We start from the raw sequence: 24,684 nt of genomic DNA, 5'->3' as shown, positions 1-24,684 counted from the left end.
TAATTCCTTTATTTTTGTAATACATATTTTCCAGGAGCATTGGGCAAATTTTTGTCCAGTTTGGGCGCAGACACCTGTTTTTGGGATGAGTGATTAACTAACCAATCGTGCCAGGCAATCCACCAGGATCCTTCTCTTAATTCAGCCTTTTTTAGCCAGTTTGTTGGGTCAAGATAGGTTGAATCCATTTTTCTTTCCCGAATACGATAATAACGTCCCTCATGCCCCGGTTCGCTGACAATTCCAGCGTTATGACCCCCATTAGTCAAGACAAAAGTAATATCGGAATTGATTAACAAATGGGTTTTATACACTGATTTCCAGGGGGCTACGTGATCTTTTTCTGTACTTACAACAAAAGCAGGTATCCTAATATTTTCTCCTACGACAGGTTTTCCGTCCAGAATAAATCGGCCTTCGGCAAAATCATTATTAAGGAACAGTTTTTCCAGGTATTCACTATGCATTTTGTATGGCATACGGGTTGCGTCGGCGTTCCATGCCAGTAAAGGGATCATCCCTCTTTGAGTCCCGTGCATGTAATCCTGAACCATTTTAGACCAAATCAAATCGTACGAACGGAGCATTTGAAAAGTTCCTGACATTTGTTTTGTGTCCAGATATCCTTGCTCCCACATCATACTTTTTAAAAAGGATACTTCACTTTTGGTTATAAAGAGCAGTAGCTCTCCGGCATCAATAAAATCGCCTTGAGCAGCGAGCAAGGATAATGTTCTAAGACGGTTATCGTGATCATGAGCCATCGCTGCTGCGGTTAACAGAGCCAGGGTGCCCCCAAGACAATAACCCATTAAATGGATTTTGGTATGTGGAATGGCATTGCTCACTGCATTTATGGCATCCATAGCGCCCGACTTATAATAATCATCCAGTCCAAGATTTCTATCTTCTTTTGTTGGATTGCGCCAAGATACAATAAATACGGTATGTCCCTGTCTAACCAGCCAGTTTACTAAAGAGTTTTCCGGCAGCAAATCCAGGATATAATATTTCATGATCCAGGCGGGTAAAATCAAGATCGGTTCTTTGTATACCTTTTCTGTTTGGGGTGTGTACTGGATTAATTCAATTAAATGATTGCTATAAACGACTTTCCCCTTTGTTACAGCAACTTGTTTCCCCGGGATAAAATTCTCGACTCCCGCAGGAGGTGAGCCGGTTATCTTTTCTACAAAATCCTGAAAGGCAAGCTCTGTTCCGTGAATTAAATTTTGGCCGTTCGAACGAATTGTTTCCTGAAGCAAATCAGGATTAGTCAAAACAAAATTGGAAGGTGACAAGGCGTCAAGAATCTGTCTGGTGGAAAAGGTTACTGTTCTTTTGACATGAAGTGGTATACCTGGAACTTTGCTTGAGGCTTGTAAACACCAATCTTCAAATTGGAGAAATTGCTCAGCCCAAAGCCGCCAGGGATAATAACTCCAGTTTTCTGTATGAAAACGTACGTCTTTGCCATCTCTGGGCTTGTCATACTTGAAAAGGTTGGAAAGATAATCGTTGGCATGCAACAGCGGATAATAAGCCAGTCGTAGCATTGAACCAGGTGATTGTAGCAATTGAGCAAACCAGGAGTAATAGGCTGTACCTAGCGCAGCAGGACTTATACCAGCAGTTAACTTTCCCAGGTTAGCTTGATATAACTTATCAATGAATCTGAAAATGGGATCGGATTGTTCAGGAGAAGGTGTTTGTTCCAGTGGATTTAGGATTTCTTTTTTTGAGGATGCAGGCATTTCTTTTGTTTTGTTGATAGGTTTTTCGGTTGTTTTTTTCATACCTTGCGTCCTGTAGGTGTTTGATTTATAAAAAATAGTATAGCAGCATTCCATAAATGACAATTTAATCTGAGTTATCGTTTGAAAAGACTTAAGTTTCTCTTGGCAAACGATGCTTTATAGGCAGGGGCTTGACTATAGAAATACGGGGAGTTGTGCTATTATTGGGTTCTTTTAATGCAGTGTAAATAAATCCACTCTATCTTGGAGGTTGTGATGCTAAAATGTTTATCCAGTGTAATCATTGTGTTTTTGATTTTGTTTACAGCAGGTTGTCAGACCAATACTGTGAGTAACATGTTTATTCCGTCTAATCCATCAGGTATGACTTTGGCTCAGTCGGTAAAGGATTCGCTAATGGAAAGTAATGATCCTGTGATCAATCAAATTCATGTGGAATCCAATCAAAATGTGGTGATATTAAGTGGTTATGTGAAAAAAATTCGCCAGAGCGATATCGCCGAACAAATTGCCAGACAAGTCCAAGGGGTTCAGTCAGTAGAGAACCGTATTATTATTCGCCCATAAATAATTGCTCTTGTCAATGACGTTGATTTTAACGTCATTGACCCCATGACCTCTCATTATTAGCAGGCTTATTCTTTTTTATTTTCTTTGCCTCGGCAACAAGAACAACAACTAAAACAATTGTAAAGCCAGGCGATAAGAAATCCTGTGACGAACCCATCAATAAAGCCAATGACACCTCCAATGAAGCTTCCCAGGACAGAAGGTTCATAACCAAGGTATAAGGTGGCAACTGCTTCAACAAAGGGCCTGCCATAGGTATAAAAATAGGCGATTAATCCCATGGCTAATAACGATAACCCCCACAGAATTCCTAATGAAAGACCTAGACCAACAGGGCTGATTTTGCAACCATTCATGGCAATCTCCTTATTAGCTCTCTTATATATAATTATATACCAGTATATCTAATGAAAATTGTAGGTTATGGATTCGAACGTCTACAATTAAATAGTATCCACTTTTTGGATTAAGAGCATGAACTATTTTATTGGCTTATGTCTTGGGTTGCTAGGCTCGGTTATTTGCTATGCAAAGCCTTATAGCCCATCTCTTCCAGAAGGCTTAATCAAAGTCAATAAAGAAAATAATCCTAAATGTGTGGAATTTGTAACCTATCAAGGAGAACTCTATTGCAGTGTTGTTCCTTTGACAGATTCTTCAACTGATTCACAAGTTATCAATTATGAGAAGCAAATAGTCCGTTTTGATGACCGACCATGGAAGATCGCGTGGGGAAAGAAAACGGATAAGGTAGTTACCGTTGAGTATATTCCTGTTGGAGATGACATTAATAACTGGAAAGAGTTGATTACCACACAATTTATGCCAGGTTTAACTCACATGACACCAGCGCAGTTTGGCAATGAATTTTTATATAACCTGAATCAATCAGGGGTAAAATATATTGTCAATGTCATTGAGGAAAAACCCGAACTACTCATTTTTGAATTTAAAGTTCAAGAGCCTGCTAATCTGCAACAAGACGAAATCTTGAAAATTACCAAAGGCAAGGATGGAATTTATGTACTTCATTATGCAATTAAAAAATCGGATATGACTAAAGAGAATCGAGACAAGTGGATAAAAAATTTAAAAAACAGTTTTATAAAAGTGTCCACCCCGTAAGCGCAAAAGAATGGGCGGAATAAAGATTGACAATTTGAAACTGCAAATGACTTAAAATAAATTGGCAATAGGTGGTGTTATTCATTACAGTACTGCGAATGATATACAACAAGGTATTATTATGAGATTGTCCTTTTTAGGCGCTACCGGCACAGTGACCGGTTCCAAATATTTGGTAGAATCAAATAACAAAAAGATTTTGGTAGATTGCGGACTTTTCCAAGGATTAAAAGAATTAAGGCTTAGAAACTGGTCCCCTCTTCCCGTATCTCCCAAATCGATAGATGCTGTTGTTTTGACCCACGCACATATTGATCATAGCGGTTATTTGCCATTATTGGTGAAACAAGGCTTTAAGGGGCGCATCTATGCAACTGCTGCAACAACCGATTTATGTTCTATCTTATTGCCTGATAGTGGTTTTTTGCATGAGGAGGATGCCAAAAGAGCCAATAAATACGGATACAGCAAGCATCATCCGGCTTTACCTTTATATACTCAGGAAGATGCAAATAATACTTTAAAGTATTTTGAATCTATAGAATATGACACAACCTATCCTTTAATGGATGATTGTGAAGTGAGTTGGCATAGGGCAGGGCATATATTAGGGTCTGCATTTATTCAATTTCAAACAAAGCAAATCAAGTTATTATTTAGTGGTGATATTGGAAGACTCAATGATCCTGTTATGAAGCCTTCCGAGTTAATGAAATCTACCGATTATTTGGTGATTGAATCAACCTATGGGAATCGCTTGCATGATAAAACCGATCCTTTAGCGTTTATAGCTGACGTAGTTAATACGACTTGCAGAAGAGGGGGGACAGTACTAATTCCTGCTTTTGCAGTCGGTAGAGCACAAAGTATGTTGTACTATTTGTATATTTTAAAACAAAAAAAATTAATTCCGGATGTTCCAGTCTATCTCGATAGCCCTATGGCTATTAATGCCACTGAATTATTATTAAAACATCACAACGAGCATCGCTTAAGTGCAGAGGAGTGCCGAGCTGTCTGCCAAATAGCGACTTATGTCCATACTCCTGATGAGTCAATGGCAGTGGACTGGGAACATGGCTCAAAAATTATTATTTCCGCAAGTGGTATGATGACCGGAGGCAGGGTTTTGCATCATTTGAAGGTATATGCTCCTGATTCTGCAAACACTATCCTTTTGACCGGATTCCAGGCTGCTGGCACGAGAGGTGAAAAAATGTTAAATCACGAACCGACCGTTAAAATCCATGGCGATGATTACCCAGTCAGAGCTCAGGTAGCGATGCTAACCAATACCTCCGCTCATGCAGATTATGAGGAAATATTAATTTGGCTAAGGCATTTTGAGAAGGCCCCAAAGGAGGTCTTTATTACCCATGGCGAGCCTCAAGCGGCATTGGGATTAAAGGGACATATTGAAACGGAATTGGGGTGGAATTGTAAGATACCTAACTATCTTCAAAAGGTAAATTTGGATTGATAAATCCTAAGAATAGTACTTAATTTAATATTCTGAGCAAAAGTGGTTAGTACCCTAAAAATCAGCTTTAGTTGAAACAGTTGGGCATGAATTGAATCTGATGATCCAGAATCTACAAAATTTCAAATTGATTCCATTAGACGCTGAGCCTGTTTGGTTTAATGACCGGGTTTTGATGATGTAAAGTATTTTCAGAAACTTGTGGTGTGCTCAAATATATTTACTTAACTATTTGAAAAAATAATTATTTATCGGTTTGGATAATCTTGACTTTTTTGATTATTGATTCCTAAAATGCTATTGGCAAAATAATTCAGATTTGCCGGGTTTATAATCTTTTTCATTTTATTAAAGGGAATTGCTATGAATAAATTACAATTAACAGGCGCTGCTTTAGCAGTTGGTGCTGCTTCTATGTTTGCTTTGGCTCCTGCATTTGCTGTTGATGCTACAGCTACCACTATTCACTGTAAAGGGGTTAATGCTTGTAAAGGTCAAGGCAGCTGTAAAACTGCTGATAACGCTTGCAAAGGTCAAAATTCTTGCAAAGGCAAAGGCATTCTTGAGATGTCTAAAGAAGATTGCGAAAAACAAGGTGGTACTGTTGCTGAGTAATAGCAATTATTTCAGTCGCATCTTACCAGGCATGTAGAAAAACATGCCTGGTTCCCATTCTTTTTTATGGTCTGATATGGAAGTACTCCCCAATAAATTAGCTCAAAAATTACCCTATTTAGGTTTTGGTCTAGGATTACGGCCAAATTATTATGAAGAAATCCTGACGAGCAAACCTGATTTGGATTGGTTTGAAATATTAACTGAAAATTATTTAATTCCCGGGGGCAAGCCTCTCTATTATCTGGACAAAATTCGCGAACACTATCCTATTGTCATGCACGGTGTTTCTCTTTCCCTGGGAAGTACTGATCCGTTGGATTGGGATTATTTAAAGCAGGTACAAGAATTAGCCTCCCGTATTGAACCAGCCTGGATTTCAGATCATTTATGCTGGACTGGCGTTCATGGATTAAATACACATGATTTATTACCGGTTCCCTATACAAGAGAAGCTATTCAGCACATCGTATCCCGTATTCAAGAAATACAAGATTTCTTAAAACGTCCTTTTTTGATTGAAAATGTATCAAGCTATCTTACCTACAAACAGTCAGAAATGTCAGAATGGGATTTTATTCTGGAAATAGTAAAACAATCGGGTTGTTATTTGTTGTTGGATGTTAACAATGTTTATGTCAGTTCATTCAATCATCATTTCGATCCCATGGATTATATTAATTCCATGCCGTTTGGAAGAGTAGCTCAAATCCATTTGGCGGGCCACACTAATCACGGTGATTACATTATAGACACCCACAATGCTCCTGTAATTGAGCCAGTCTGGGATCTTTATGAGGCAACCATACAGAGGCTTGGCCCTGTATCTACTATGATTGAGCGTGATGATAACATGCCAGATTTTAGCGAGCTTTTATGTGAAATTAATCATGCAAAACGCCTTGCCATACAAGCTGCGAAAGAAAAGGTAGTCGTATGAATTCCCTCCTGACCTTACAAACCCAATTTCAAGAATTCATTTATTCCGGACAGGACTCAATTAAAGAATCCATAGTGCCAACAAAGTTGGTTTCAACAGAAACTCGTTTGAATATTTATAAAGACGGTTATCGATTGAGATTAATTGAATGTTTGGCAGCAAATTACCCTTCTTTATATGCGTATTTAGGTACTGAGGAATTTGAAAAGTTAAGTACTCGTTATATTGATTCTTACCCATCTGCTTATCGTTCAATCCGATGGTATGGTGATAAATTGCCTGAATTGATAAAAAAGTACTATGCAAAGTCTTGCTATTATTTGTATGAACTGGCTGAACTGGAATGGAAAATGACTTTAGCCTTCGATGCAGCAGAGGATGCGGTGCTTCATGTAGAAGAAATGGCAGCAGTGCCACCTGAGTCTTGGGCTGAAATGGGGTTTGTGCTTCATTCGTCAGTCCATAGGCTTAATTTTTATTGGAATGTTTTTCCATTGTGGCAAGCCCTGGTCAATAACCTTGAGATTCCAGAATTGAAAGAGGGTTCTGTTGCTACTGGCTGGGTGTTATGGCGAGGTCAAAATTATATCATTCAATATTACAGTTTGTCAGAAGAAGAGGCCTGGGCTTTAGACGCTCTGATTCAAGGAGCCTCCTTTGGAGTACTTTGTGAGGGCTTATGCCAGTGGATGCCTGCTGAAGAAGTTGGAATGAAAGCAGCGTCTTATTTAAAAAACTGGATTCAAAATGGGTTATTGTCTCAGTGTCGTCTTCATCATAATTAGGCATTGAGAGGTAAAAAAGCTTACATTGACAGAACGACATAAGGATATGCCATGCTAAACCCAAGAGAGATCAGAACCATAGAAGATGCAAAACGCATCGTGGAAGAAAGACAATTGACTCATGTTAAGGTTGGTCTTTTTGATATCGATGGAGTGATGCTGGGCAAGTACATGAGCAGTAACAAGTTTTTTTCAGCTTTGGAGCATGGTTTTGCTTTTTGTGATGTCATTTTAGGATGGGATTCTAAAGATAAGCTCTATGATAATGTGAAATATACTGGTTGGCATACAGGTTATCCTGACGCCTCAGTGCGAATTATTCCTTCAACTTGTCGAGAAATAATATTTGAAGAAAATCAGTTGCTGTTTATGGCTGAGTTTTCACAAGCAGCAGAAGCCATTTGCCCTCGCGGGATCTTGCGTCGCGTAATCAATAAAGCAGCGGGCATGGGGTATGATGTTTATGCTGCATTAGAATATGAATTTTTTGTATTTGATGAAACGCCTGACAGCGTGCGTGCGAAAGGATTTCGTAACCTGAAGCCTATTACTCCTGATAATTTTGGCTACTCGATTATTCGTAATACGGTACATGCTGAATTTTATCATCAAATTCTCACTATGGCAGAAAAAATGGATTTCCCTATTGAAGGTTTGCATACCGAAACAGGCCCGGGAGTCCTTGAGGCCGCAATAGCCGTTGATGAGGCTGAGGCAGCGGGAGATAAAGCAGCCTTGTTTAAAACATTTATGAAAATTCTCGCGCAACGCAATAATAAAATGGCAACTTTTATGGCTAAATGGTCAGGAGATTACCCTGGGCAAAGTGGTCATATTCATCTGTCTTTACGAGATAGAGATGGCGGCAAATCTGCATTTTATGAATCGGGCAGAGAATATAACATGAGCAAAGCTCAACGCCATTTTTTAGCCGGGCAACAAAAATTGATGCCTGAATTTTTAGCCATGTTATCCCCGACTGTGAATAGCTATTCCAGACTAATTCCCGGCTATTGGGCCCCAACAGAGGCAACATGGGGTGTCGAGAACCGCACCACTGCTTTACGAGTGATTCCAGGCAGTGATAAGTCACAGCGTATTGAATATCGGCTGGGTTCTGCAGATGCAAACCCATATCTTGCGTTGGCTGCTGCCATAGGGTCGGGTTTATATGGCATTGAGAATGAGTTGGAGCCTGAGGCTGAGGTAAAAGGGAATTCCTACGAGCAAAATCATAGTCCGGTATTGGCGTTGCCTCGCACATTATGGGAATCGGCACAAAATTTAAAAAACTCTTCCGCTGCTTATGAATTATTTGGTCAAGAATTTGTTGAGCATTTTGCTGCTTCAAGAGAATGGGAAGAGAGAGAGTTTAGAAAACATATTACTGATTGGGAACTCGACAGGTATTTTGAAATTATTTAATTGAAACGACGGATTTTATAAAACTTATGGATTAAAAATGATTGCTACCTTAAAAACCTATTCTCCTGTCGATAACTCTCTTTATGTTGAGAGAGAGTATGCGAATCAAGAAGAGATAAAAACTGTTTTAAGCAAAGCACAAGTAGCAAAAAAATTGTGGTCTTTGTCTTCTCTGGCCGAACGCCAGGAGTATTGTTTGGCTGCTGTCAATGAAATAGTCGCTAGCAAAGTAGACATTGCAGAAGAAATTTGTTGGCAAATGGGAAGACCAATTCGCTATGCAGAGGGTGAAATCAATGGGTTTGAAGAGAGAGCAAGATATATGATTGCACAGGCCGAATCATCACTGGCTTCTGTGGAATTACCTGAAAAAGAAGGATTTATAAGATACATCAAACGAGAGCCGTTAGGACTTGTGTTGGTTATAGCACCATGGAATTACCCCTATCTCACAGCGGTCAATGCGATTATTCCTGCACTTATGGCGGGTAATGTTGTGATTTTGAAGCATTCTGCGCAAACGCCATTAGTAGCTGAACGTTTCGATCAAGCATTCAAAAAAGCAGGTTTACCTATGGGGGTTTTTCAATATTTGCATTTGACGCATGAAGATACGGAACAACTGATGCGATCACCAGTGGTTAATTCTGTAGCGTTCACAGGTTCAGTTGCCGGCGGTGAAAGAGTAGAACAGGCAGTAGCAGGGCGTTTTATTCCGGTGAATTTGGAATTAGGTGGAAAAGACCCGGCTTATATCAGGGCAGATGCTGATTTGGATCATGCGGTAGAAACAGTCATAGATGGTGCATTTTTTAATTCAGGTCAATCCTGTTGTGGTATAGAAAGGATTTATGTTCATAAAGAGATATACGAAAAATTTGTTAATAAAGCGGTTAATTTGGTTAGACAATATAAATTGGGACGACCTGATAACCCTGAAACCACTCTTGGTCCACTCGTACGCGCTGCATCAGCTGACTTTGTCAGAGAGCAAATCAAAGAAGCGATAGCCCAAGGGGCAATAGCTCATATAAATACCCTGGATTTTGCAATGGATAGGCCTGGTACACCCTATCTTGCACCGCAAATCTTAACCAATGTTAACCATCGCATGCGAATTATGACAGAAGAAACGTTTGGTCCAGTCGTAGGGATCATGTCGGTTGATAGTGATGAAGAGGCAATCGAAAGGATGAATGACAGTGACTATGGCTTGACAGCTGTTGTCTTTACTCAGGATATTCATCAAGGAATAGCGATTGGCGAGCAATTACAAACGGGTACTTTTTTTATCAATCGTTGTGACTATCTTGATCCGGGTTTGGCTTGGACAGGAGTAAAAAAATCGGGCAGGGGGTGCACTTTATCTACCATAGGCTATGAGTATTTAACGCGCCCCAAATCATTTCATATTAGAACTGGAATTGAGACTTAAAGCCTGATACATACGATTACTTGTGTCTCAAAGATCAAAAATGAAATTATAAAAAAGACTAATCTTTCATGCAAAAAGGTACTCGCTATCAGTTACAATGGTCTTTTTCAAATTAAAGGAAGATCACACATGAAAAACCAATCATTCATTGTCAATTGGAATTACCCGACACGAATCCTTGTCGGGGCTGGACGAATCAATGAATTAGTGAAAGCATGTCGTGAGTTGGGTATGGATGCTCCTTTGTTAGTTACAGACCCAGGATTGGCTTCGTCGTCAATGGTGAGTAAAATCATACAACAGGCTCAGACATCCGGTTTGCGAACAGGATTATTTTGCCAAATTAAAACAAATCCCACCGGTGACAATGTCATGAATGGAGTTTATGCTTTTAAAGCTGGCCAACATGATGGTGTGATTGCTTTCGGAGGTGGTTCGGCTTTGGATGCCGCCAAAGCCATTGCTTTAATGGTTGGCCAGGAGCGATCTTTGTGGGATTTTGAAGACGCAGGTGATAATTGGACCCGCGTGAATGTTTCAGCCATGGCTCCAGTTCTTGCCATTCCAACAACAGCAGGAACTGGTTCAGAGGTAGGGCGAGCTTCTGTAATTACCGATACTGAAAAACAGGTTAAAAAAATTATTTTTCATCCTAAGATGTTGCCTGCCATGGTTATTCTGGATCCAGAATTAACAGTTGGACTTCCCAAATCACTTACTGCAGCTACAGGTATGGATGCACTTTCCCATTGTCTTGAAGCGTATTGTGCCCCGTATTATCATCCTATGGCAGAAAGTATTGCCTTGGAAGGAATAAGATTAATCAGGGAGAATTTAATTAGGGCTTATAAGGACGGTGGTGACCTGGAGGCAAGAACCCATATGCTCGTTGCTTCAGCAATGGGAGCTACCGCTTTTCAGCGCGGTCTTGGAGCGATGCATGCTTTGGCTCATCCATTAGGCGCAATCTATGATGTCCATCATGGGCGGCTTAATGCGATTTTGATGCCCTATGTTTTATTGGCTAATCGTAGTGAAATTGAAAACAAGATAGAGCGGTTGGCAAGTTATTTGTCAATATCCAATGGATTTGATGGTTTCTTGGATTGGATAGAGCAAATGAGATTGGAATTGGGAATCGAAAACACCTTAAGTCACTTAGGTATTGATCATTCGCAGGTAGACCGATTAGCAAAAATGGCCACTGAGGATGCAGCAGCAGCTTCCAATCCTGTTCTTTTTACATTCGAACAATACAAAGAATTATTGAACAAAGCGATTGGTGAATAATCGTTTTAAAGGAAAAAGTGCCGAAGCGGGCAGTTAAGTTGGGTAGGCATCAGATAGAAAGGATTTGTATATTGAAATGAAGCCTAATCCAGCTGACAAGAATTTTCCAATAATTAATTAGGTGAGTTAAATGAATCTTGGTATTTTGCTTTGTGATAAGGTAAGTGAAGTATTTGTCGAAGATCATGGTCAATACCCTGAGATGTTTGCCAATCTATTACGCCCGGCAGATGCTACTCTTGAATTTACTGTATTTGATGCAGAGCATGGGGAGCTGCCAACAGATGTCCATGCCGTAGACGCTTATCTGATCTCAGGGAGTCGACATGGGGTGAATGATGATTATCCCTGGATAAGGAAGCTTGAAGAGTTCGTTCGTACTTTGCATGCTTCCCAAAAAAAATTAATCGGTATTTGCTTTGGGCATCAATTAATAGCGAAAGCCTTAGGTGGAAAAGTGATTAAATCTCCCAAGGGTTGGGGGGTAGGTATGTCACAAAATCAAATTTATCAATTTAAAGAATGGATGAAACCATCTCTAAATTGCTTCAATTTGTTGGTTAGCCATCAAGATCAGGTGATTGAATTACCAACTGGTGCGGAGATATTGGCAGGAAGCGATTTTTGTCCAAATTATATGATGCAAATTGGTTCTTTCTTTAGTGTGCAGGGGCACCCTGAGTTTACTAAATCTTATTCTCGTGATTTGATGGTCTCTCGTGAGGATTCGGTCAATGAAATTGAATTTGCAAAAGGGATGAAATCCCTTGAATTACATGAGGATGACACGATTATTGCCCAGTGGATAATTAATTTTTTAAAAGCCTGATGAGCTGTTTTTAATTGATTATTATACCCCCTTAGAGTACAATATGTGAACATTAATTTTATTCACTGACCAGAACTATCGGGAGTATGTATGGCAAAGACAATTAAGGCTACTGGAGATGGTGCTTGTCTATTTAATGCAGTGGCTATTGGGCTGAGTATCGAGATCTTGAGCGGAAGACTGGATTCGCTGTCGGATACACCCGGCTATCAGGCCTTACTGGATGAATTTGCCAAACATCACCCGCAATTTAATCCCAAAAGCTGGAAAACTTTAAAAGAGTGGTTAGCCTATTACAACGATACCAGAGACATTGAGCTGATTTTGGCACCCGTATTATTTAATTTGAATCAGAGATATCAACATCATCTGGATGAAGAAATTCTCAATGAATTAACCAATCTTGTATGGAAAAATAAGGCCAATATTGAAAATGGACAAGCCTGGTTTCAATTGCAGAACACAGGAGATTTGGGCGAGGCTCTTTTTCCCAAATTGGAAAATCTGGATTTGAAAAAAGACAGGGCTCCCTTATTGGATAAATTACGAGAAATTCTTAAAGACTACACACTTGAATTGACCCGTGAAAATGTAAAACAATTTCTGACAGAACGAGCAAAAGAATTACTATCTGCTTTAAAGAAAAAAATCAGTTCAGATCCTCATGCTTTTCAAAGGGGTTATAGTTGCAATGAATTAAAGGGTATGACAGATGCTTTATCGATCAGTCTGGTTGAGAATAGAGAAGAAGACATTACGGACAGCCGAATCAAAATCAGATTAGAGAACAAGGAAGAGCATTGGAATGTGTTGTGTAATGAAGAAGATAACGAACGCTTTCTGGATGCGACACCTCCACGTTTGAAAATGACGTCTTTGGAAGCTTATCGAGGTGATAAACAAGTCAGTGCACCAACATCTGAGCAATTGGATTTGATTGAAGAGCCTGGCGTTTTCTTAAGAGAAAGAACCATTGATAATCCTGGCCTTGGCAATTGTGCTTTTTATGCCTTTGCAATGGGTTTGGTGAATATAATTCAGGAAGAGGCAAAATATAATAGAAGAACCATGTTTGATCGATGGGTAGGTCTCGATAGGTCAATTTCAGGGCTATACGACGAGATTTTGCAACTTAATCTTGAAGATCCCAATAAAGAATTACTGGACAGGTTGCAAAGCTCCTTAAGAATAGTGACCTATCAATATCAAATACGGGAATTAAGAAATGTTTGTGTATTCAGAAATGGAAATTATAATCGCTTAACTGGAAACAGCAATTTTGTTAATTTTGCAGCCTTATATTATGGTGATCCTCAGGATACGGACTCTCGTTTCAATCCTTTTGCAGATTCTGTTCCTATACTGATTAAAATGGCAGAGATCGATCGAGACAGTGTACATCCAGGGCATGAAAATGATGTTTTGGTTCCTCTCTTTTTGAATTTATTGTATGGCGAAACCACGAATCCAGCCAATATCACTCTGGAAACAGAGCCAAGGAGTGAGTCACCTATCATTACTGCTATGAATAACATCACTCAGGATTTTTTCTGGGGAACTCATTTGGATTTAGATTATTTAGCCGAAGCGTTTGAGGTGAATCTTCATGTGCTAAGGAATGATAGTCCAATTCAAGAATTTGTCGATATTCCAGAACGACATACTCTTACTTTAACTAATAGCAATAATACACATTGGACTACCCAAATTACGACGGCGAGAGCCACTACAGGAATGCTTCTGGCACGTAACTCCCCTTTAAGTGGAGTTAAAAGAACAATGGATCAACCAACAGTTACCGAGGATCTTCTCGGAAAAAAATCGGATCGAGACTTTATAGTACCTCCTTTTGATACATTAACTAATCCTCATAACAGGAAAGGAAATGAAGCCAATAAACCAATCAGTAAAGGTATTTTCCATGATAGGCCGGTAGTTAGTGAAGATCAGAGAAAATTGGAGCAACTAAAACGAATCGTTGCCAATGCGACGCTCGCCTATACAACTCACAGTGAAAGTATCTGGTTTTGCTTCTTTCATTACCATGGTCAAACAGGCCGGGATCGGGCTAATAATTTCTGTAAAACATTTTCTAAAATAACAGATTACAATCAAGCCAAAGAAGCTTTGGTTCATTATTTAAATGACAGCAGGAATGGAAATACGCACCCGCATTCTTATAGAACAATGTTACTGCATGAATTACAAGGGGATCATGACAATAAAAAAGATTTACAATATTTGTCCAGGCATTTTACTTCTTCTTTAAATAAATTAGCTTCTGTTTTAGAAGTGCAATTGTTTGCCAACAGATACGTTCCCTAATAAGAGCAGGATGTAAAAGGCATGTTTAGCCTTTTACATCCTCATAAAGTCAGAACTTGCGAAAATCTCCAATCTCCTCGTTAAAAAATGTTTTTAATTCAGTCACTTAGTTTATTATTTTTTGATTGAGGACGTTGATTTTTTACTAATTAATGCAATGATAGGCGGTAAAATTGAAATCGCTATGATCCCATAGATAACTAATGAGAAATTCTCTTTTATTAATGGAATAGAGCCTAAAAAATATCCCAGGCTTAGAAGACTTCCAATCCAAAGTATGGCGCTGATCAGATTGAAAATCGTGAAATGCATTGATCGCATACTACCAACCCCTGCAATAAATGGTGCAAATGTGCGTATTATGGGAATAAAACGTGCCAGTATTATTGTTTTACCACCATGTTTCTCATAAAAAACATGAGTATCATGCAGATGTTTTGGATTCAGTAACCAGGAGCGCTTGGCACTGAAGATACGAGGACCTATTACGCGTCCAGCAAGAAAATTCACTTGATTCCCTAATATTGAAGCCATGAAAAGCAAAACAAACAACAGCATGATATTCATAGGATTTCCTGGTTGAGCGGCGATACTTCCTGCAGCAAATAATAGGGAATCTCCCGGTAAGAAAGGTGTGACGATAAGGCCTGTCTCACAAAAGATGACAGCAAATAACGCAAGATAGGTCCAAAAACCGTATGTTGATACAAAGGCATTTAAATAAACATCGATATGAAGAATGTAGTCAATCAGGTGCTGTATGTTTTGCATAGTGTCTCTTTGGATTAAATGTATGACGTGAATTCCAGGGTATCTATACTAACGTGAGTTATGGATAAAATCAGTTGTTATCTCAAACCGCTTATGCATCTCCTCAGCCTGAACGGCTCTCTAGGTATCGACTGGTTCTTATATAATCTTTATTCATAACTCACGTTACTCTAAAGAAACAAAAGGATACCCATTTTGAAAATATAGAGTTTATGAAAAATTTTGATCTTTTTAACTCGACCTCGAAATTTATCCCCGTGAATGCTTACTTTTTCATCAGCCCAAAATATTATTGCTTTTATTACCTTTTAAAAAAGCTTACTAAATTCTACACGACTTACATAAAATCCCCAATTTTCTTAAAAGAAAATGAAATTTTCTGGCAAATATAAATTATTGATTATACACTTTATGTAATATTTGTTCTTATAGATTAAGCAAATAATGAATCAATAAGAGGGGACGTTATGAAGAAATGGAATAGCTTTCTTTTGTTAATTTATTTGTCTTTATTTATAGGCCATGCCCATGCAATTACTTCTTTGTCAACTAACACTTCCTTGTTGACTAATTTTGCGCAATTAGTTAAAGCAGTTGAACAAGGTGATGATGTCAAGGCCATTATAAGATTGGATCGATGCCAAATTACAGATCCCGCACTGCAAACTCAATTAGTACAAAATTTGGATGGCGCTTCCACAAGATTCAACTTTACGGAGTATTTGCATTTTCGAACCAGGATTAATGATCAATTGCGAGATACGGTCACTACTGTATCAAGCAAGATATTTGAACATTCGCCTGGCGTGTTTTTATCGGTTTCTGGCCGTTTGAATGTCTTTGAAGATAACACTGCTACTTTGCATGTCAATTTCTATAATCCGGCTTTAGGCACAAGCGTGTTAATTATCGATTGGCTTTGTGATATCAGTAATGGCAATGATGAAAATGGGTTGTTTTTGTACAATAATCCCTAAACTCTGGATATAGATAATTTACTCCTTTCATCTGACTCATTTCTTAACGATTGTCCAGATCTGGCCTAGGCTGCTCCGGGTTTATCCAGTAATAAGAATGTATCAAGCTAACCTGAAGTGATCGATCTGCAATTTTATTTTTCAAAATATCTTCAAATTGTTGTAATAATAGTTAAAATTGAAAAAATATATCAATATTGATCATATCTAGAATAATTTAAACTATTCATGTAATAATGATTTGTCTAGGGAAAGAATTTTTAGTGCTTCAAGCTTTGCTTTTGAATAGTTGTTTATAGTAAACGACCTGGAGAATAAAAATGAATTTTCTTAAAAAATTATATGTACAAGTTCTTCTGGGTGTTTTCATTGGTATTTTACTTGGATACTTTTTGCCTGATGTAGGGATTCAATTAAAAACCATTGCCGATGTTTTTATCAAAATCATTAAGATGTTAATTTCGCCTATTATATTTCTCACTCTGGTCTCCGGGATTGCAGCAATGAATGATATGAGGCAAGTTGGGCGCTTGGCAGGTGGGGCATTGCTTTTTTTTACCTTCATTACAACCCTGGCTTTGTTGATAGGTCTTCTGGCCACGGATTATTTTAAGCCAGGTGTTGGTTTAAATGTGAATCCCAATTCTCTGGATGTCAAAGAAGCGAGTTCTTACCTAGAGGGTGCACACAAGGTAACTAATGTTACTGATCTGCTGATTAATATAATCCCCAGAACGTTTATTAGCGCTTTTGTCGATGGCGAGCTGCTGCAAGTTATTTTTATTTCGATATTGTTTGCTATAGGTCTGATTCTTACAGGCAATATGGGCAAATCCTTGGTTAATGGGATGCAAATCCTGTCTAATGTCTTTTTTAAAATCATTCATCTTGTAATGTATATGGCGCCTGTAGCTGCCTTTGCTGCTATGGCGTTCAGCGTTGGGAAATTTGGAGTTGGCCCTTTGTTTAATTTAATTGGATTATTGGCTTGTTATTATCTGACCTCCATTTTCTTTATATTGATTATCTTGGGAAGTCTTTTGCAATGGTACTGCAAAATTAATATCTGGCATTTGCTACGGTATTTAAAGGATGAGCTTTTAATTGTATGGAGTACCGCTTCCTCCGAGACCGTATTGCCGAGTTTGATGCAGAAACTGGAACGATTGGGATGTGAGCAATCTGTAGTCGGTTTGATTCTGCCTTTAGGATATTCTTTTAACTTGGCAGGGACGGCAATCTATTTAACCATGGCAGCCATGTTTATTGCACAGGCTACCAATACTGATTTAACGATTTGGCAGGAGTTATCGCTTCTGGGAGTCATGATCATTAGTTCCAAGGGAGCCGCTGGGGTATCGGGAAGTGGATTTATTGTGTTAGCCAGCTCATTAGCGACTATAGGACATATTCCTGCCGCAGGTGTTGTTCTTGTTTTGGGTATCGATAAATTTATGAATGAAGCCAGGTCAATTATTAATATGATGGCTAATGCAATCGCCACGATTATTATTTCCAGGTGGCAACAATCTTTGGATTACCAGAAAACGCAATTTGAATTGCAAGAAAAGGGACAATCGGAAACCAAAAGTGTTTATGCTAGTGGGATGTAAGATTTCTACAGGACTTACGAAAAACCCTAATCTCATTGTTAAAAAATATTTTTAATTCAGTCATTTGGTTTATCTAAACTGCCTCATTAAAAACTGGATGTCCTTATGTTGGGTATCCAGTCTCCATGTTATTGTGTTTCTACTTATTTTAAAGAAGACCCTTAAATCAGCTTAGCTGGTCTCGCTATAATTTCTTCCGAGTTTTCGATTTTTCCCCTTTTATCTTCATTTATCGGACTAAAAAATAAACTGGAAACGTTATAATTCGAAGAAAGTTTTAATTGATTAGGCAGATCATCCATCATGTAAATGAGTGCTTCTTTTGCATCAAGTCGTCTTATCCAATCTCTGGATAAAGTAGATTGCAAGGCTTTGTTTTCAATCAGTTTAAATAATCGATAACAGGAGGAGTCAGGTTTTAATGAGTAACAATGGATTTTTGCAAATTCTGTAAGTTGTTGAAAGGACTTGAGTAGAATGGCTATTTGTTCAGTAGTCTCATTCGTCACTCTTAGCTTATTGATTTCCTTTATGCTACAGATAATCCGAATTTGTGTTCTACAAACTTGCAAGCTGATATTGTATCGATAACAATCAAGAAGATTTGTGGCTGTCAATGTTTTATTGGTTTGAGCGCTTTTTAAAAATTCAGCCGTATTTTTGCAATATTCAGCAAGAGTTTTAAGATAATATTTTGTGCCCTGAGGGTTGATTTCCTGTTCTGCTTTTCCATAAGCAAATACTGTTGCGGACTGGGAGTCGTGTTCTTTAATAAATTTGTTAATGAAGTAGTCAAGAATATCAATGAATCTGAAATTATTGGAGTTATAAGCCATATCAAGAGTGATGGCTTGAAAAATGTTATCCAATTCCGTATCAATTACCTCAAAATGATCGCTGTTTTTATAGATACGGGAGTTGGGGGCTTCCTTGTTTAGCAAAAACATTTGGTTTTCAAGATCATCAAAAATGACTTTGGTATCCTGATTAAAGTATTTTTGAATAAAAAGTCTAATCTTAAATTTGATTTCATTGCTTATTTCTTTGCTATCAGATTCGGAAATTGCTGCCAACTGCTTTAATAACAGCATTCTGTAGAGAACGAATTCATCCGTGACGTGTGCTGATTGTTGCAAGGGATCCAGTCCTAATCCAGGTTTGATTTTATGGCAAAGCGATAATAAAAAGGCATAGGAGTTATCAAGATAACGATTGATGTTTTCCGCCGTTACAGGTTCTCCTGCATCTCTTCTGGCGATACCTAACATTTGTCGATATTCCGGGTCTCCTAAAAAAATACAAGTCGAAGTATATAAAGGCTCATGTTTTTTAAATAAATTCAGGGCTGTATCGCAGAGATAATGATAGGGGTTATGCTTGGGTTTGTCTGGCGCATCGATAGGGGTCAAACGTTTTATATGAGAAAAATCGGATTCATTACCCCCCAGGCCACCTTTCTCTCTGGAGTTAGAATAGAATTTCAATAACATAGGGGGGATGTAATTGAGTTGACAGACAATCTCAAGGACTTGCTCTTTGATTTTGGGGATTAATTCAAATTCTTCAATCACGGATTGATTTTTTTCATCCTGCAAATAAGTCATGGTATCGTGAATCCATTTGAATAATAAATTGGATTTCTTTTTATTAATCGAACGAATGAGCTCTTGAGTTTGTATCCTGCTTTGAGTAATTAATTCCTTGTACTCGTCTCCCAAATCGATTTCGATGGCTTTACTGTGCCTGTATCGAGAAGCGTATTCTCTTAGCCATCCCGATACTGAGCCTCTGGCTACCTTTTTACCAATCGTGACTAAAAGAAAATTCTGATTGATTTTTTGAAAATCCCTTGTATTTTCAATAATTTCACTGGTTGTTTCTTTTTTTAATAAACTTTCTTTTTTCAAACGTAAAAACTCTCCATTTATCATGTCGATAGATTGCTGAATATGAGTTCTATTATCAGAAGAACGTTGATAGGTTAATACGCTGAGTTTATTGATTAGGAGGTGTGTTGCTATACAAGAGAGAGCAAAAACCAGCAAAGCCAGAGCTGCTATAGCCCATAGAAAAGTACCGCCAGTAATAATACTCATAGTCACACCGACTATTGGAGCAATAATGACTCCCGCAAAGAGTGAAAAAATAATAGGGTATCTTGCGAGTATTCCTTTCTGATTCATTTTTTCCAGTAAAAAATCTCTTGCCAGGAGCATGAATTTCAACTGGATTTCCTGGGTAAAGGCCAAGCGAACCTGTTCAGACTCTGACATTTGATTGATCCACTTGACCAGAGGCGATTGATGTTCACTTTGAATTTCCACATCGTGGACTTGATAAAGTGACTTAAAACCTGAGTTAAAAATACGACTTAATTCACGTGCAAAATAGATTTCGATAGCTATATGAATGGATTCGCCAGACTGGTTTGCAATCTTTGCTTTGGCAATGAATTCCTCTCTGGAATTGGGTTCGATGGGTGATTTGCTTATTTTTCCAAGCAGCAGCATTTCTCTAAAATGGAATAATTTGATAATTTCTATGGAGATGCGCTCACATTCTTTCTTTATCAAATTGGATAATTCAGTTTGTTTTTCCAGGGTTTCATTAAACTCTTTTTGAACATTCTCTGGCGCTCCTAAAAATTCATTATTGAAGTAATCAAATAACAGGTCGGTAATTGATTTGCCTAAAGCAAGGGAAAAGACCTCTGCAGCTACAAAATTGAATAAGGTATTGTCATTGGAAGAGTTGATTTCAGAAAGAAAATTCCTTATGGATTCTGGAATAAGCAGTTTTGCCTTTTCAATGTAATAGGAAGAGCCTGCCGTTTCCTTTTCTAATGACGATATGGTGCTTGGAGCTCGACTTAGAGCGATAGTATCCAGATAGTGATTAGCTAAGAGGCGTGTGTCTTCAATTTTTTCTATCCAGGAATATAATTTTTCAGGATGGTTTGATTGCTCAAAATATACCCCAAAACGCGTTATCATTTGGCTTTCAAGTCGTTTCTTATGATTATGATGTATAGCCTTAATGACTGCGTTTTCTTTGTCGTTCAGTTCTAACATTCTTCGCTCCCTCGTAGAGTGATTGGATCAGGACTTACGAAAAACTCCAGGGTCGAGGCAAAAAATGTTTTTAATGAGGGAGTTTAGATACACTAAATGACCGTATTAAAAACATTGTTTAACATAGAGATTGGGGTTTATCGTAAGTCCTGTAGATATGACTTTATGCAATAAGGGATATGCCAAGAGATTATATTTGCTGGTGTTTGTTTCTTAGCATTTCCCTGCCAAAATTCTTCAGAATCTTGATACATCACATCTGTTGTCCCGCATAAACACTCAGAGGGGTCCACAGAACAGTTAGTGGTAATTTTTCAGCATGCCCTTGTCAAAAGATGAAAGCAGTCATTACTGAAAGGGCAAGACATTCTTAATTACTATTTAAGCTCACTAAAGGCTGATTCGGTATCGTTGAAATAAGGATAATGCAGCATTAATGAGCTAATTTTGTGCCATATAGTCTGTCTCCTGCATCGCCTAAACCAGGGACAATGTATCCATGATCATTCAGTTGCTCATCTATGGCTGCGGTGAATATTGGAACATCAGGATGTTCTCCATGAAAATTGGAAATTCCTTCAGGAGCGGCCAGTAGACAAAGAAATTTAATTGATTTGGGATGTAAGGCTTTGACCTCTTTAACCGCAGCAATGGCTGAATTTCCTGTTGCCAGCATGGGGTCAACAACAATCACATCTCTGTCTTCTGTATGTTCAGGTAGTTTGAAGTAATATTCGACTGCTTCGAGCGTTTTAGGATCTCGGTAGAGACCTATATGACCAATTCGGGCAGTAGGAACTAGTTGTAACATGCCATCCAGTAAACCATTACCCGCGCGTAATATCGAGACAAAAACAAGTTTTTTCCCTTTCAAAACAGGTGACTGCATAGTAGCGAGAGGAGTTTCTATTTCTTCATATTCTATTTCCAAATCCCGAGTAACTTCATAAGCTAATAGCATGCTGACTTCGTGCATCAGTGTTCGAAATTTTACAGTGCTGGTTTCTTTTTTCCGCATTATGGTGAGTTTGTGCTGAATGAGGGGATGATTTATAACCATTACTTGATTGAAGTCCATTATTATTCCTTATTAAAATACCGTGCCATCACTGATAATTTGTATTGGGGGTGTTCCATTAATTCTTTTTCTTTGAGCAATCTGTCGCCCCGCTTCCCAAGTGCCTCCTTGCAGTATTTTGGCTAAAGGAAGAGATTTTGCGTTCATGTTGAGCTGTTGCCTGATTAATAAAGCTAACTCATCGAGCAAGGCCACGGTTAAAGCACGCCATTCAATTATGGGTTCTGAGCCGGGGTCTTGAGGTTGCTCCAGAATTTCATGATTTCTTACTTTTAATAGTTCGGTGTCAATTAGTAAACCACCATTTCGATACTCAGGCAAGCCGGTCAGTGCATTCAAATCAGTGACATGAATACCGGTTTGTTCCAGTGGTTCTACTAAAGAATAAGTGAGCCATTGCGATAATTTGTGAAAAGGTATGTATTCAGAGCCTGGTTCTTCAGTTTTTAATGCGTTATGGATCCAAACATCACCTAGAGATACACCATGATATATCAATCGAACAGGCCATATATCATTGAAAGCTTCTAACACGGCCTGAAATAATTGGGTAGCAGACAGTATGTTGTTGTTTTGCAAAGATCCAACATAAGTATAAAACTCACCAAGGCGCCCCTGATGATTAAAATAGTGTTCCTTACGATGAATAATTTCTCCAAGACGATTAAGCAAGGATACTCGTCCGGGTATTCCTTCAAGCAAATTGGTTGGGGTGACCTGAAAACCTTTTATGAGCTCCGTTTCTTTAAAGTTAAGCAGACGCTCGGCGTCCACGCGGAAAGGGTTGTTTGGGTCGGCACTAAATACTCCGTTTTCATAAAGATATAAACTGGCCAGTGCTAATCCCTCAGAGCGACTGTATTCCTTTTCTGTGATGGCTTCTTTATAGCGCCATAGGGGGCCTGCCCCTGCATCGAGGAAAACACTGATGATGACCAGTTCGTAGAGTATTTTTCCCCATTCTGAGGGGGAAATTGGCCCCAATTGTTTGAGTAAATTATGAATTCGGGGAAGGCCATCCATTTCAAAATGACGCCATCGGCTGTGGTATGGAATATCAAGCTCAGGATAACGGCTGGTAATAATGTCTACGATATACGATGCTGTCGTTGTCATTTTTTCTGGGTTCAGGGAAAAATGCTCTAATTGATTCTGTTTCGCCAAATTTAAAATACGATGTGACTGTGCACGGATGGTGTGAGGATCACGAAGCATATTCAGAACATTTTGTATTTGTTGCTCTTGATTATTCATGAAGGGCGCGTCCTTTGGATTTGGCCAATTCGTTGATATCAATAATTCCTTCAGGCGAGTAATATCCTGCAGCACGCTTGGCATCTATTTCTACCCGGGCATCTGGGGGAATCAGTTCATCTGGTATTTTTACCCGTTCAATGACATTGATTCCGGATTTGAGCAAAGCATCGTATTTCATATTGGACATAGAAACAAAACGATGAATTTTAGTGATCCCTAGCCAATGAAGAATATCGGACATTAATTCCTGGAAACGCATATCCTGAACACCGGCAACGCATTCCGTTCTTTCAAAGTATTTGGCGGCTGTGTCGCCACCTTTCTGTCTTTTTCTGGCGTTATAAACGAGAAATTTAGTGACTTCCCCCAGCGCTCTTCCTTCTTTGCGATTGTAAACGATAAGGCCTGCTCCTCCTTTTTGTGCGGATTCAATGGATAACTCAATTCCATGAACCAAATAAGGTCTGCAGGTGCATATGTCAGAGCCAAAGACATCTGAGCCGTTACATTCATCATGAATACGGCAAGTTAATTCGATTTCCGGATTATGAATAGTGGTCACATCACCAAAGAAATAAGCAGTTAAGCCGCCAATAGGTGGTAAAAAAACATCCAAATCACTGCGGGTTACCAGTTCAGGGAACATTCCTGCTGTTTGTTCAAAAAGAGTGCGTCTTAGCAATGCTTCTGAAACCTGGAAGCGCTCTGCGATTCCAGGCAAGTACCACACTGGTTCAATCGCGGCCTTGGTTACCACAACATCCCCTGTTTCACTTAAAATTTTTCCATCAGGTTTTAATCTGCCTTTTTGCATGGCGATATGCAATTCCGGGATATTAATATGTGCTCTTGTGACTGCAATTGTTGGTCTGATGTCATATCCAGCTTTTATTTCCTCTGAGAAAACAGAAGCCACAAGATGTCCCCAGGGATCGAGGGAGACAATTTTACCTGTTTCACTCCATTGTTTATGAGGCCCTATATCGACAGGGGGCATGGTGTCGGTCAGATCAGGAACGTGTTCGGGATCCAGCAGACCAGCGGCTACTGCCAAGGCTCTGTAAACAGAATAAGACCCTGAGTGAGTTCCAACAGCATTTCGATTTTTGATGTTGGTGAGAGAGGCAATAACAGGTCCTCTGTCTTTAGGATTTTTTTCACCCCATTTGATTTTTAATGGGGCTTGTGTATGACGTGCCGGGTGTGAAGACAAGACAATGTGTCCTTTTGATTTTTTCTTTGAATCATCTGGTGACATGATACTTAATTCCTTTTGGTTCAACAGTGCTCGAATAAATCAGTTGCTTTATTTCTTATCTCTTTATATAAGCAGAGGCACAC

At 38.8% G+C, this 24,684-nt stretch carries 20 protein-coding genes; 13 read left to right on the top strand and 7 right to left on the bottom strand.

Annotation, left to right across the window (positions count from 1 at the left end; genetic code table 11):
• Positions 1–8: 8 nt before the first annotated feature.
• Entirely contained in the window at positions 9–1,796 is a 1,788-nt protein-coding gene (locus CC34_RS0112955) for a PHA/PHB synthase family protein (RefSeq protein WP_028379622.1), read from the bottom strand.
• Positions 1,797–2,012: 216 nt separating this feature from the next.
• Here CC34_RS0112955 and CC34_RS0112950 point away from each other — a divergent pair, with 216 nt between their 5' ends.
• Positions 2,013–2,324 carry a BON domain-containing protein gene (locus tag CC34_RS0112950; RefSeq protein ID WP_027227299.1) on the top strand — a complete coding sequence of 104 codons (312 nt, stop codon included), beginning with the start codon at positions 2,013–2,015 and terminating at the stop codon, positions 2,322–2,324.
• Positions 2,325–2,392: 68 nt separating this feature from the next.
• On the opposite strand, the gene CC34_RS0112945 is transcribed toward CC34_RS0112950, so the two are convergent.
• Positions 2,393–2,683, bottom strand: a complete 291-nt coding sequence (locus tag CC34_RS0112945; protein WP_027227298.1) for a bacteriophage holin — start codon at positions 2,681–2,683, stop codon at positions 2,393–2,395.
• Between the two features lie 118 nt (positions 2,684–2,801).
• Between CC34_RS0112945 and CC34_RS0112940 the strand changes: the two genes are divergently transcribed.
• The 10 genes from CC34_RS0112940 (at position 2,802) to CC34_RS0112895 (ending at position 14,576) form a co-directional block, all read left to right on the top strand.
• On the top strand, positions 2,802–3,452 hold the full coding sequence (locus tag CC34_RS0112940) for an HI_0983 family protein (protein ID WP_027227297.1): 651 nt from the start codon (positions 2,802–2,804) through the stop codon (positions 3,450–3,452).
• 121 nt (positions 3,453–3,573) lie between these two features.
• Entirely contained in the window at positions 3,574–4,932 is a 1,359-nt protein-coding gene (locus CC34_RS0112935; protein WP_028379621.1) for an MBL fold metallo-hydrolase RNA specificity domain-containing protein, read from the top strand.
• 363 nt (positions 4,933–5,295) lie between these two features.
• Positions 5,296–5,547 carry a BufA2 family periplasmic bufferin-type metallophore gene (gene bufA2, locus CC34_RS0112930; RefSeq protein WP_010947964.1) on the top strand — a complete coding sequence of 84 codons (252 nt, stop codon included), beginning with the start codon at positions 5,296–5,298 and terminating at the stop codon, positions 5,545–5,547.
• A gap of 76 nt (positions 5,548–5,623) precedes the next feature.
• Complete coding sequence (gene bufB / locus CC34_RS0112925) at positions 5,624–6,487, top strand: MNIO family bufferin maturase (RefSeq protein ID WP_027227295.1); 864 nt, start codon at positions 5,624–5,626, stop codon at positions 6,485–6,487.
• Positions 6,484–7,272: an HvfC/BufC N-terminal domain-containing protein gene (locus tag CC34_RS0112920; RefSeq protein ID WP_027227294.1), complete on the top strand. Its 789-nt coding sequence runs from the start codon at positions 6,484–6,486 to the stop codon at positions 7,270–7,272. The genes bufB and CC34_RS0112920 overlap by 4 nt, the downstream gene beginning before the upstream one ends.
• Before the next feature lie 51 nt (positions 7,273–7,323).
• Positions 7,324–8,697: a glutamine synthetase family protein gene (locus CC34_RS0112915; RefSeq protein ID WP_028379620.1), complete on the top strand. Its 1,374-nt coding sequence runs from the start codon at positions 7,324–7,326 to the stop codon at positions 8,695–8,697.
• Between the two features lie 37 nt (positions 8,698–8,734).
• Positions 8,735–10,132 (top strand): aldehyde dehydrogenase family protein, encoded by a 1,398-nt coding sequence (locus CC34_RS0112910; RefSeq protein ID WP_027227292.1) that lies wholly within the window; start codon positions 8,735–8,737, stop codon positions 10,130–10,132.
• 129 nt (positions 10,133–10,261) lie between these two features.
• On the top strand, positions 10,262–11,422 hold the full coding sequence (locus tag CC34_RS0112905) for an iron-containing alcohol dehydrogenase (protein WP_028379619.1): 1,161 nt from the start codon (positions 10,262–10,264) through the stop codon (positions 11,420–11,422).
• Positions 11,423–11,552: 130 nt separating this feature from the next.
• Positions 11,553–12,251 (top strand): glutamine amidotransferase-related protein, encoded by a 699-nt coding sequence (locus CC34_RS0112900; protein ID WP_027227290.1) that lies wholly within the window; start codon positions 11,553–11,555, stop codon positions 12,249–12,251.
• 90 nt (positions 12,252–12,341) lie between these two features.
• On the top strand, positions 12,342–14,576 hold the full coding sequence (locus CC34_RS0112895; protein WP_027227289.1) for a hypothetical protein: 2,235 nt from the start codon (positions 12,342–12,344) through the stop codon (positions 14,574–14,576).
• A gap of 114 nt (positions 14,577–14,690) precedes the next feature.
• Here the strand turns inward: CC34_RS0112895 and CC34_RS0112890 are convergent, their stop codons facing one another.
• A complete protein-coding gene (locus CC34_RS0112890) occupies positions 14,691–15,347 on the bottom strand; it encodes a DedA family protein (protein ID WP_027227288.1) in 657 nt (218 codons plus the stop codon).
• 467 nt (positions 15,348–15,814) lie between these two features.
• On the opposite strand from CC34_RS0112890, the gene CC34_RS0112885 reads away from it, so the two are divergent.
• Together CC34_RS0112885 and dctA are read left to right on the top strand one after the other, a co-directional pair.
• A complete protein-coding gene (locus CC34_RS0112885; RefSeq protein ID WP_028377845.1) occupies positions 15,815–16,324 on the top strand; it encodes a VirK family protein in 510 nt (169 codons plus the stop codon).
• Between the two features lie 320 nt (positions 16,325–16,644).
• Entirely contained in the window at positions 16,645–17,937 is a 1,293-nt protein-coding gene (gene dctA / locus CC34_RS0112880) for a C4-dicarboxylate transporter DctA (RefSeq protein ID WP_027227286.1), read from the top strand.
• Positions 17,938–18,098: 161 nt separating this feature from the next.
• Here the strand turns inward: dctA and CC34_RS0112875 are convergent, their stop codons facing one another.
• From CC34_RS0112875 to CC34_RS0112860, 4 genes are all read right to left on the bottom strand, one after another.
• A complete protein-coding gene (locus CC34_RS0112875; protein ID WP_028377846.1) occupies positions 18,099–21,008 on the bottom strand; it encodes a hypothetical protein in 2,910 nt (969 codons plus the stop codon).
• 433 nt (positions 21,009–21,441) lie between these two features.
• On the bottom strand, positions 21,442–22,086 hold the full coding sequence (upp, locus tag CC34_RS0112870; protein ID WP_027222345.1) for a uracil phosphoribosyltransferase: 645 nt from the start codon (positions 22,084–22,086) through the stop codon (positions 21,442–21,444).
• A 12-nt stretch (positions 22,087–22,098) separates the two neighbouring features.
• The gene (locus CC34_RS0112865; protein ID WP_028377847.1) at positions 22,099–23,340 is read right to left on the bottom strand and encodes a URC4/urg3 family protein; all 1,242 of its coding nucleotides are present in this window, start codon (positions 23,338–23,340) and stop codon (positions 22,099–22,101) included.
• Positions 23,333–24,601: a GTP cyclohydrolase II gene (locus CC34_RS0112860; RefSeq protein WP_027227283.1), complete on the bottom strand. Its 1,269-nt coding sequence runs from the start codon at positions 24,599–24,601 to the stop codon at positions 23,333–23,335. Before CC34_RS0112860 ends, CC34_RS0112865 begins: the two co-directional genes overlap by 8 nt.
• Positions 24,602–24,684 lie beyond the last annotated feature (83 nt).

This window comes from Legionella pneumophila subsp. fraseri, assembly GCF_000586315.1.
GTDB classification, from domain to species: domain Bacteria; phylum Pseudomonadota; class Gammaproteobacteria; order Legionellales; family Legionellaceae; genus Legionella; species Legionella pneumophila_B.
Note: the sequence above shows the minus strand (reverse complement) of the source record. Positions and strands in the feature narration are given on the sequence as shown.

Excerpts from the sequence above, each read along its gene's own strand:
- CC34_RS0112955 (WP_028379622.1), bottom strand. The coding sequence starts at position 1,796 with ATGAAAAAAACAACCGAAAAACCTATCAACAAAACAAAAGAAATGCCT.
- CC34_RS0112860 (WP_027227283.1), bottom strand. The coding sequence starts at position 24,601 with ATGTCACCAGATGATTCAAAGAAAAAATCAAAAGGACACATTGTCTTG.
- CC34_RS0112890 (WP_027227288.1), bottom strand. The coding sequence starts at position 15,347 with ATGCAAAACATACAGCACCTGATTGACTACATTCTTCATATCGATGTT.
- CC34_RS0112865 (WP_028377847.1), bottom strand. The coding sequence starts at position 23,340 with ATGAATAATCAAGAGCAACAAATACAAAATGTTCTGAATATGCTTCGT.
- CC34_RS0112950 (WP_027227299.1), top strand. The coding sequence starts at position 2,013 with ATGCTAAAATGTTTATCCAGTGTAATCATTGTGTTTTTGATTTTGTTT.
- CC34_RS0112895 (WP_027227289.1), top strand. The coding sequence starts at position 12,342 with ATGGCAAAGACAATTAAGGCTACTGGAGATGGTGCTTGTCTATTTAAT.
- CC34_RS0112900 (WP_027227290.1), top strand. The coding sequence starts at position 11,553 with ATGAATCTTGGTATTTTGCTTTGTGATAAGGTAAGTGAAGTATTTGTC.
- upp (WP_027222345.1), bottom strand. The coding sequence starts at position 22,086 with ATGGACTTCAATCAAGTAATGGTTATAAATCATCCCCTCATTCAGCAC.
- bufA2 (WP_010947964.1), top strand. The coding sequence starts at position 5,296 with ATGAATAAATTACAATTAACAGGCGCTGCTTTAGCAGTTGGTGCTGCT.
- CC34_RS0112910 (WP_027227292.1), top strand. The coding sequence starts at position 8,735 with ATGATTGCTACCTTAAAAACCTATTCTCCTGTCGATAACTCTCTTTAT.
- CC34_RS0112920 (WP_027227294.1), top strand. The coding sequence starts at position 6,484 with ATGAATTCCCTCCTGACCTTACAAACCCAATTTCAAGAATTCATTTAT.
- CC34_RS0112875 (WP_028377846.1), bottom strand. The coding sequence starts at position 21,008 with ATGTTAGAACTGAACGACAAAGAAAACGCAGTCATTAAGGCTATACAT.
- dctA (WP_027227286.1), top strand. The coding sequence starts at position 16,645 with ATGAATTTTCTTAAAAAATTATATGTACAAGTTCTTCTGGGTGTTTTC.
- CC34_RS0112945 (WP_027227298.1), bottom strand. The coding sequence starts at position 2,683 with ATGAATGGTTGCAAAATCAGCCCTGTTGGTCTAGGTCTTTCATTAGGA.
- CC34_RS0112915 (WP_028379620.1), top strand. The coding sequence starts at position 7,324 with ATGCTAAACCCAAGAGAGATCAGAACCATAGAAGATGCAAAACGCATC.
- CC34_RS0112905 (WP_028379619.1), top strand. The coding sequence starts at position 10,262 with ATGAAAAACCAATCATTCATTGTCAATTGGAATTACCCGACACGAATC.
- CC34_RS0112935 (WP_028379621.1), top strand. The coding sequence starts at position 3,574 with ATGAGATTGTCCTTTTTAGGCGCTACCGGCACAGTGACCGGTTCCAAA.
- bufB (WP_027227295.1), top strand. The coding sequence starts at position 5,624 with ATGGAAGTACTCCCCAATAAATTAGCTCAAAAATTACCCTATTTAGGT.
- CC34_RS0112940 (WP_027227297.1), top strand. The coding sequence starts at position 2,802 with ATGAACTATTTTATTGGCTTATGTCTTGGGTTGCTAGGCTCGGTTATT.
- CC34_RS0112885 (WP_028377845.1), top strand. The coding sequence starts at position 15,815 with ATGAAGAAATGGAATAGCTTTCTTTTGTTAATTTATTTGTCTTTATTT.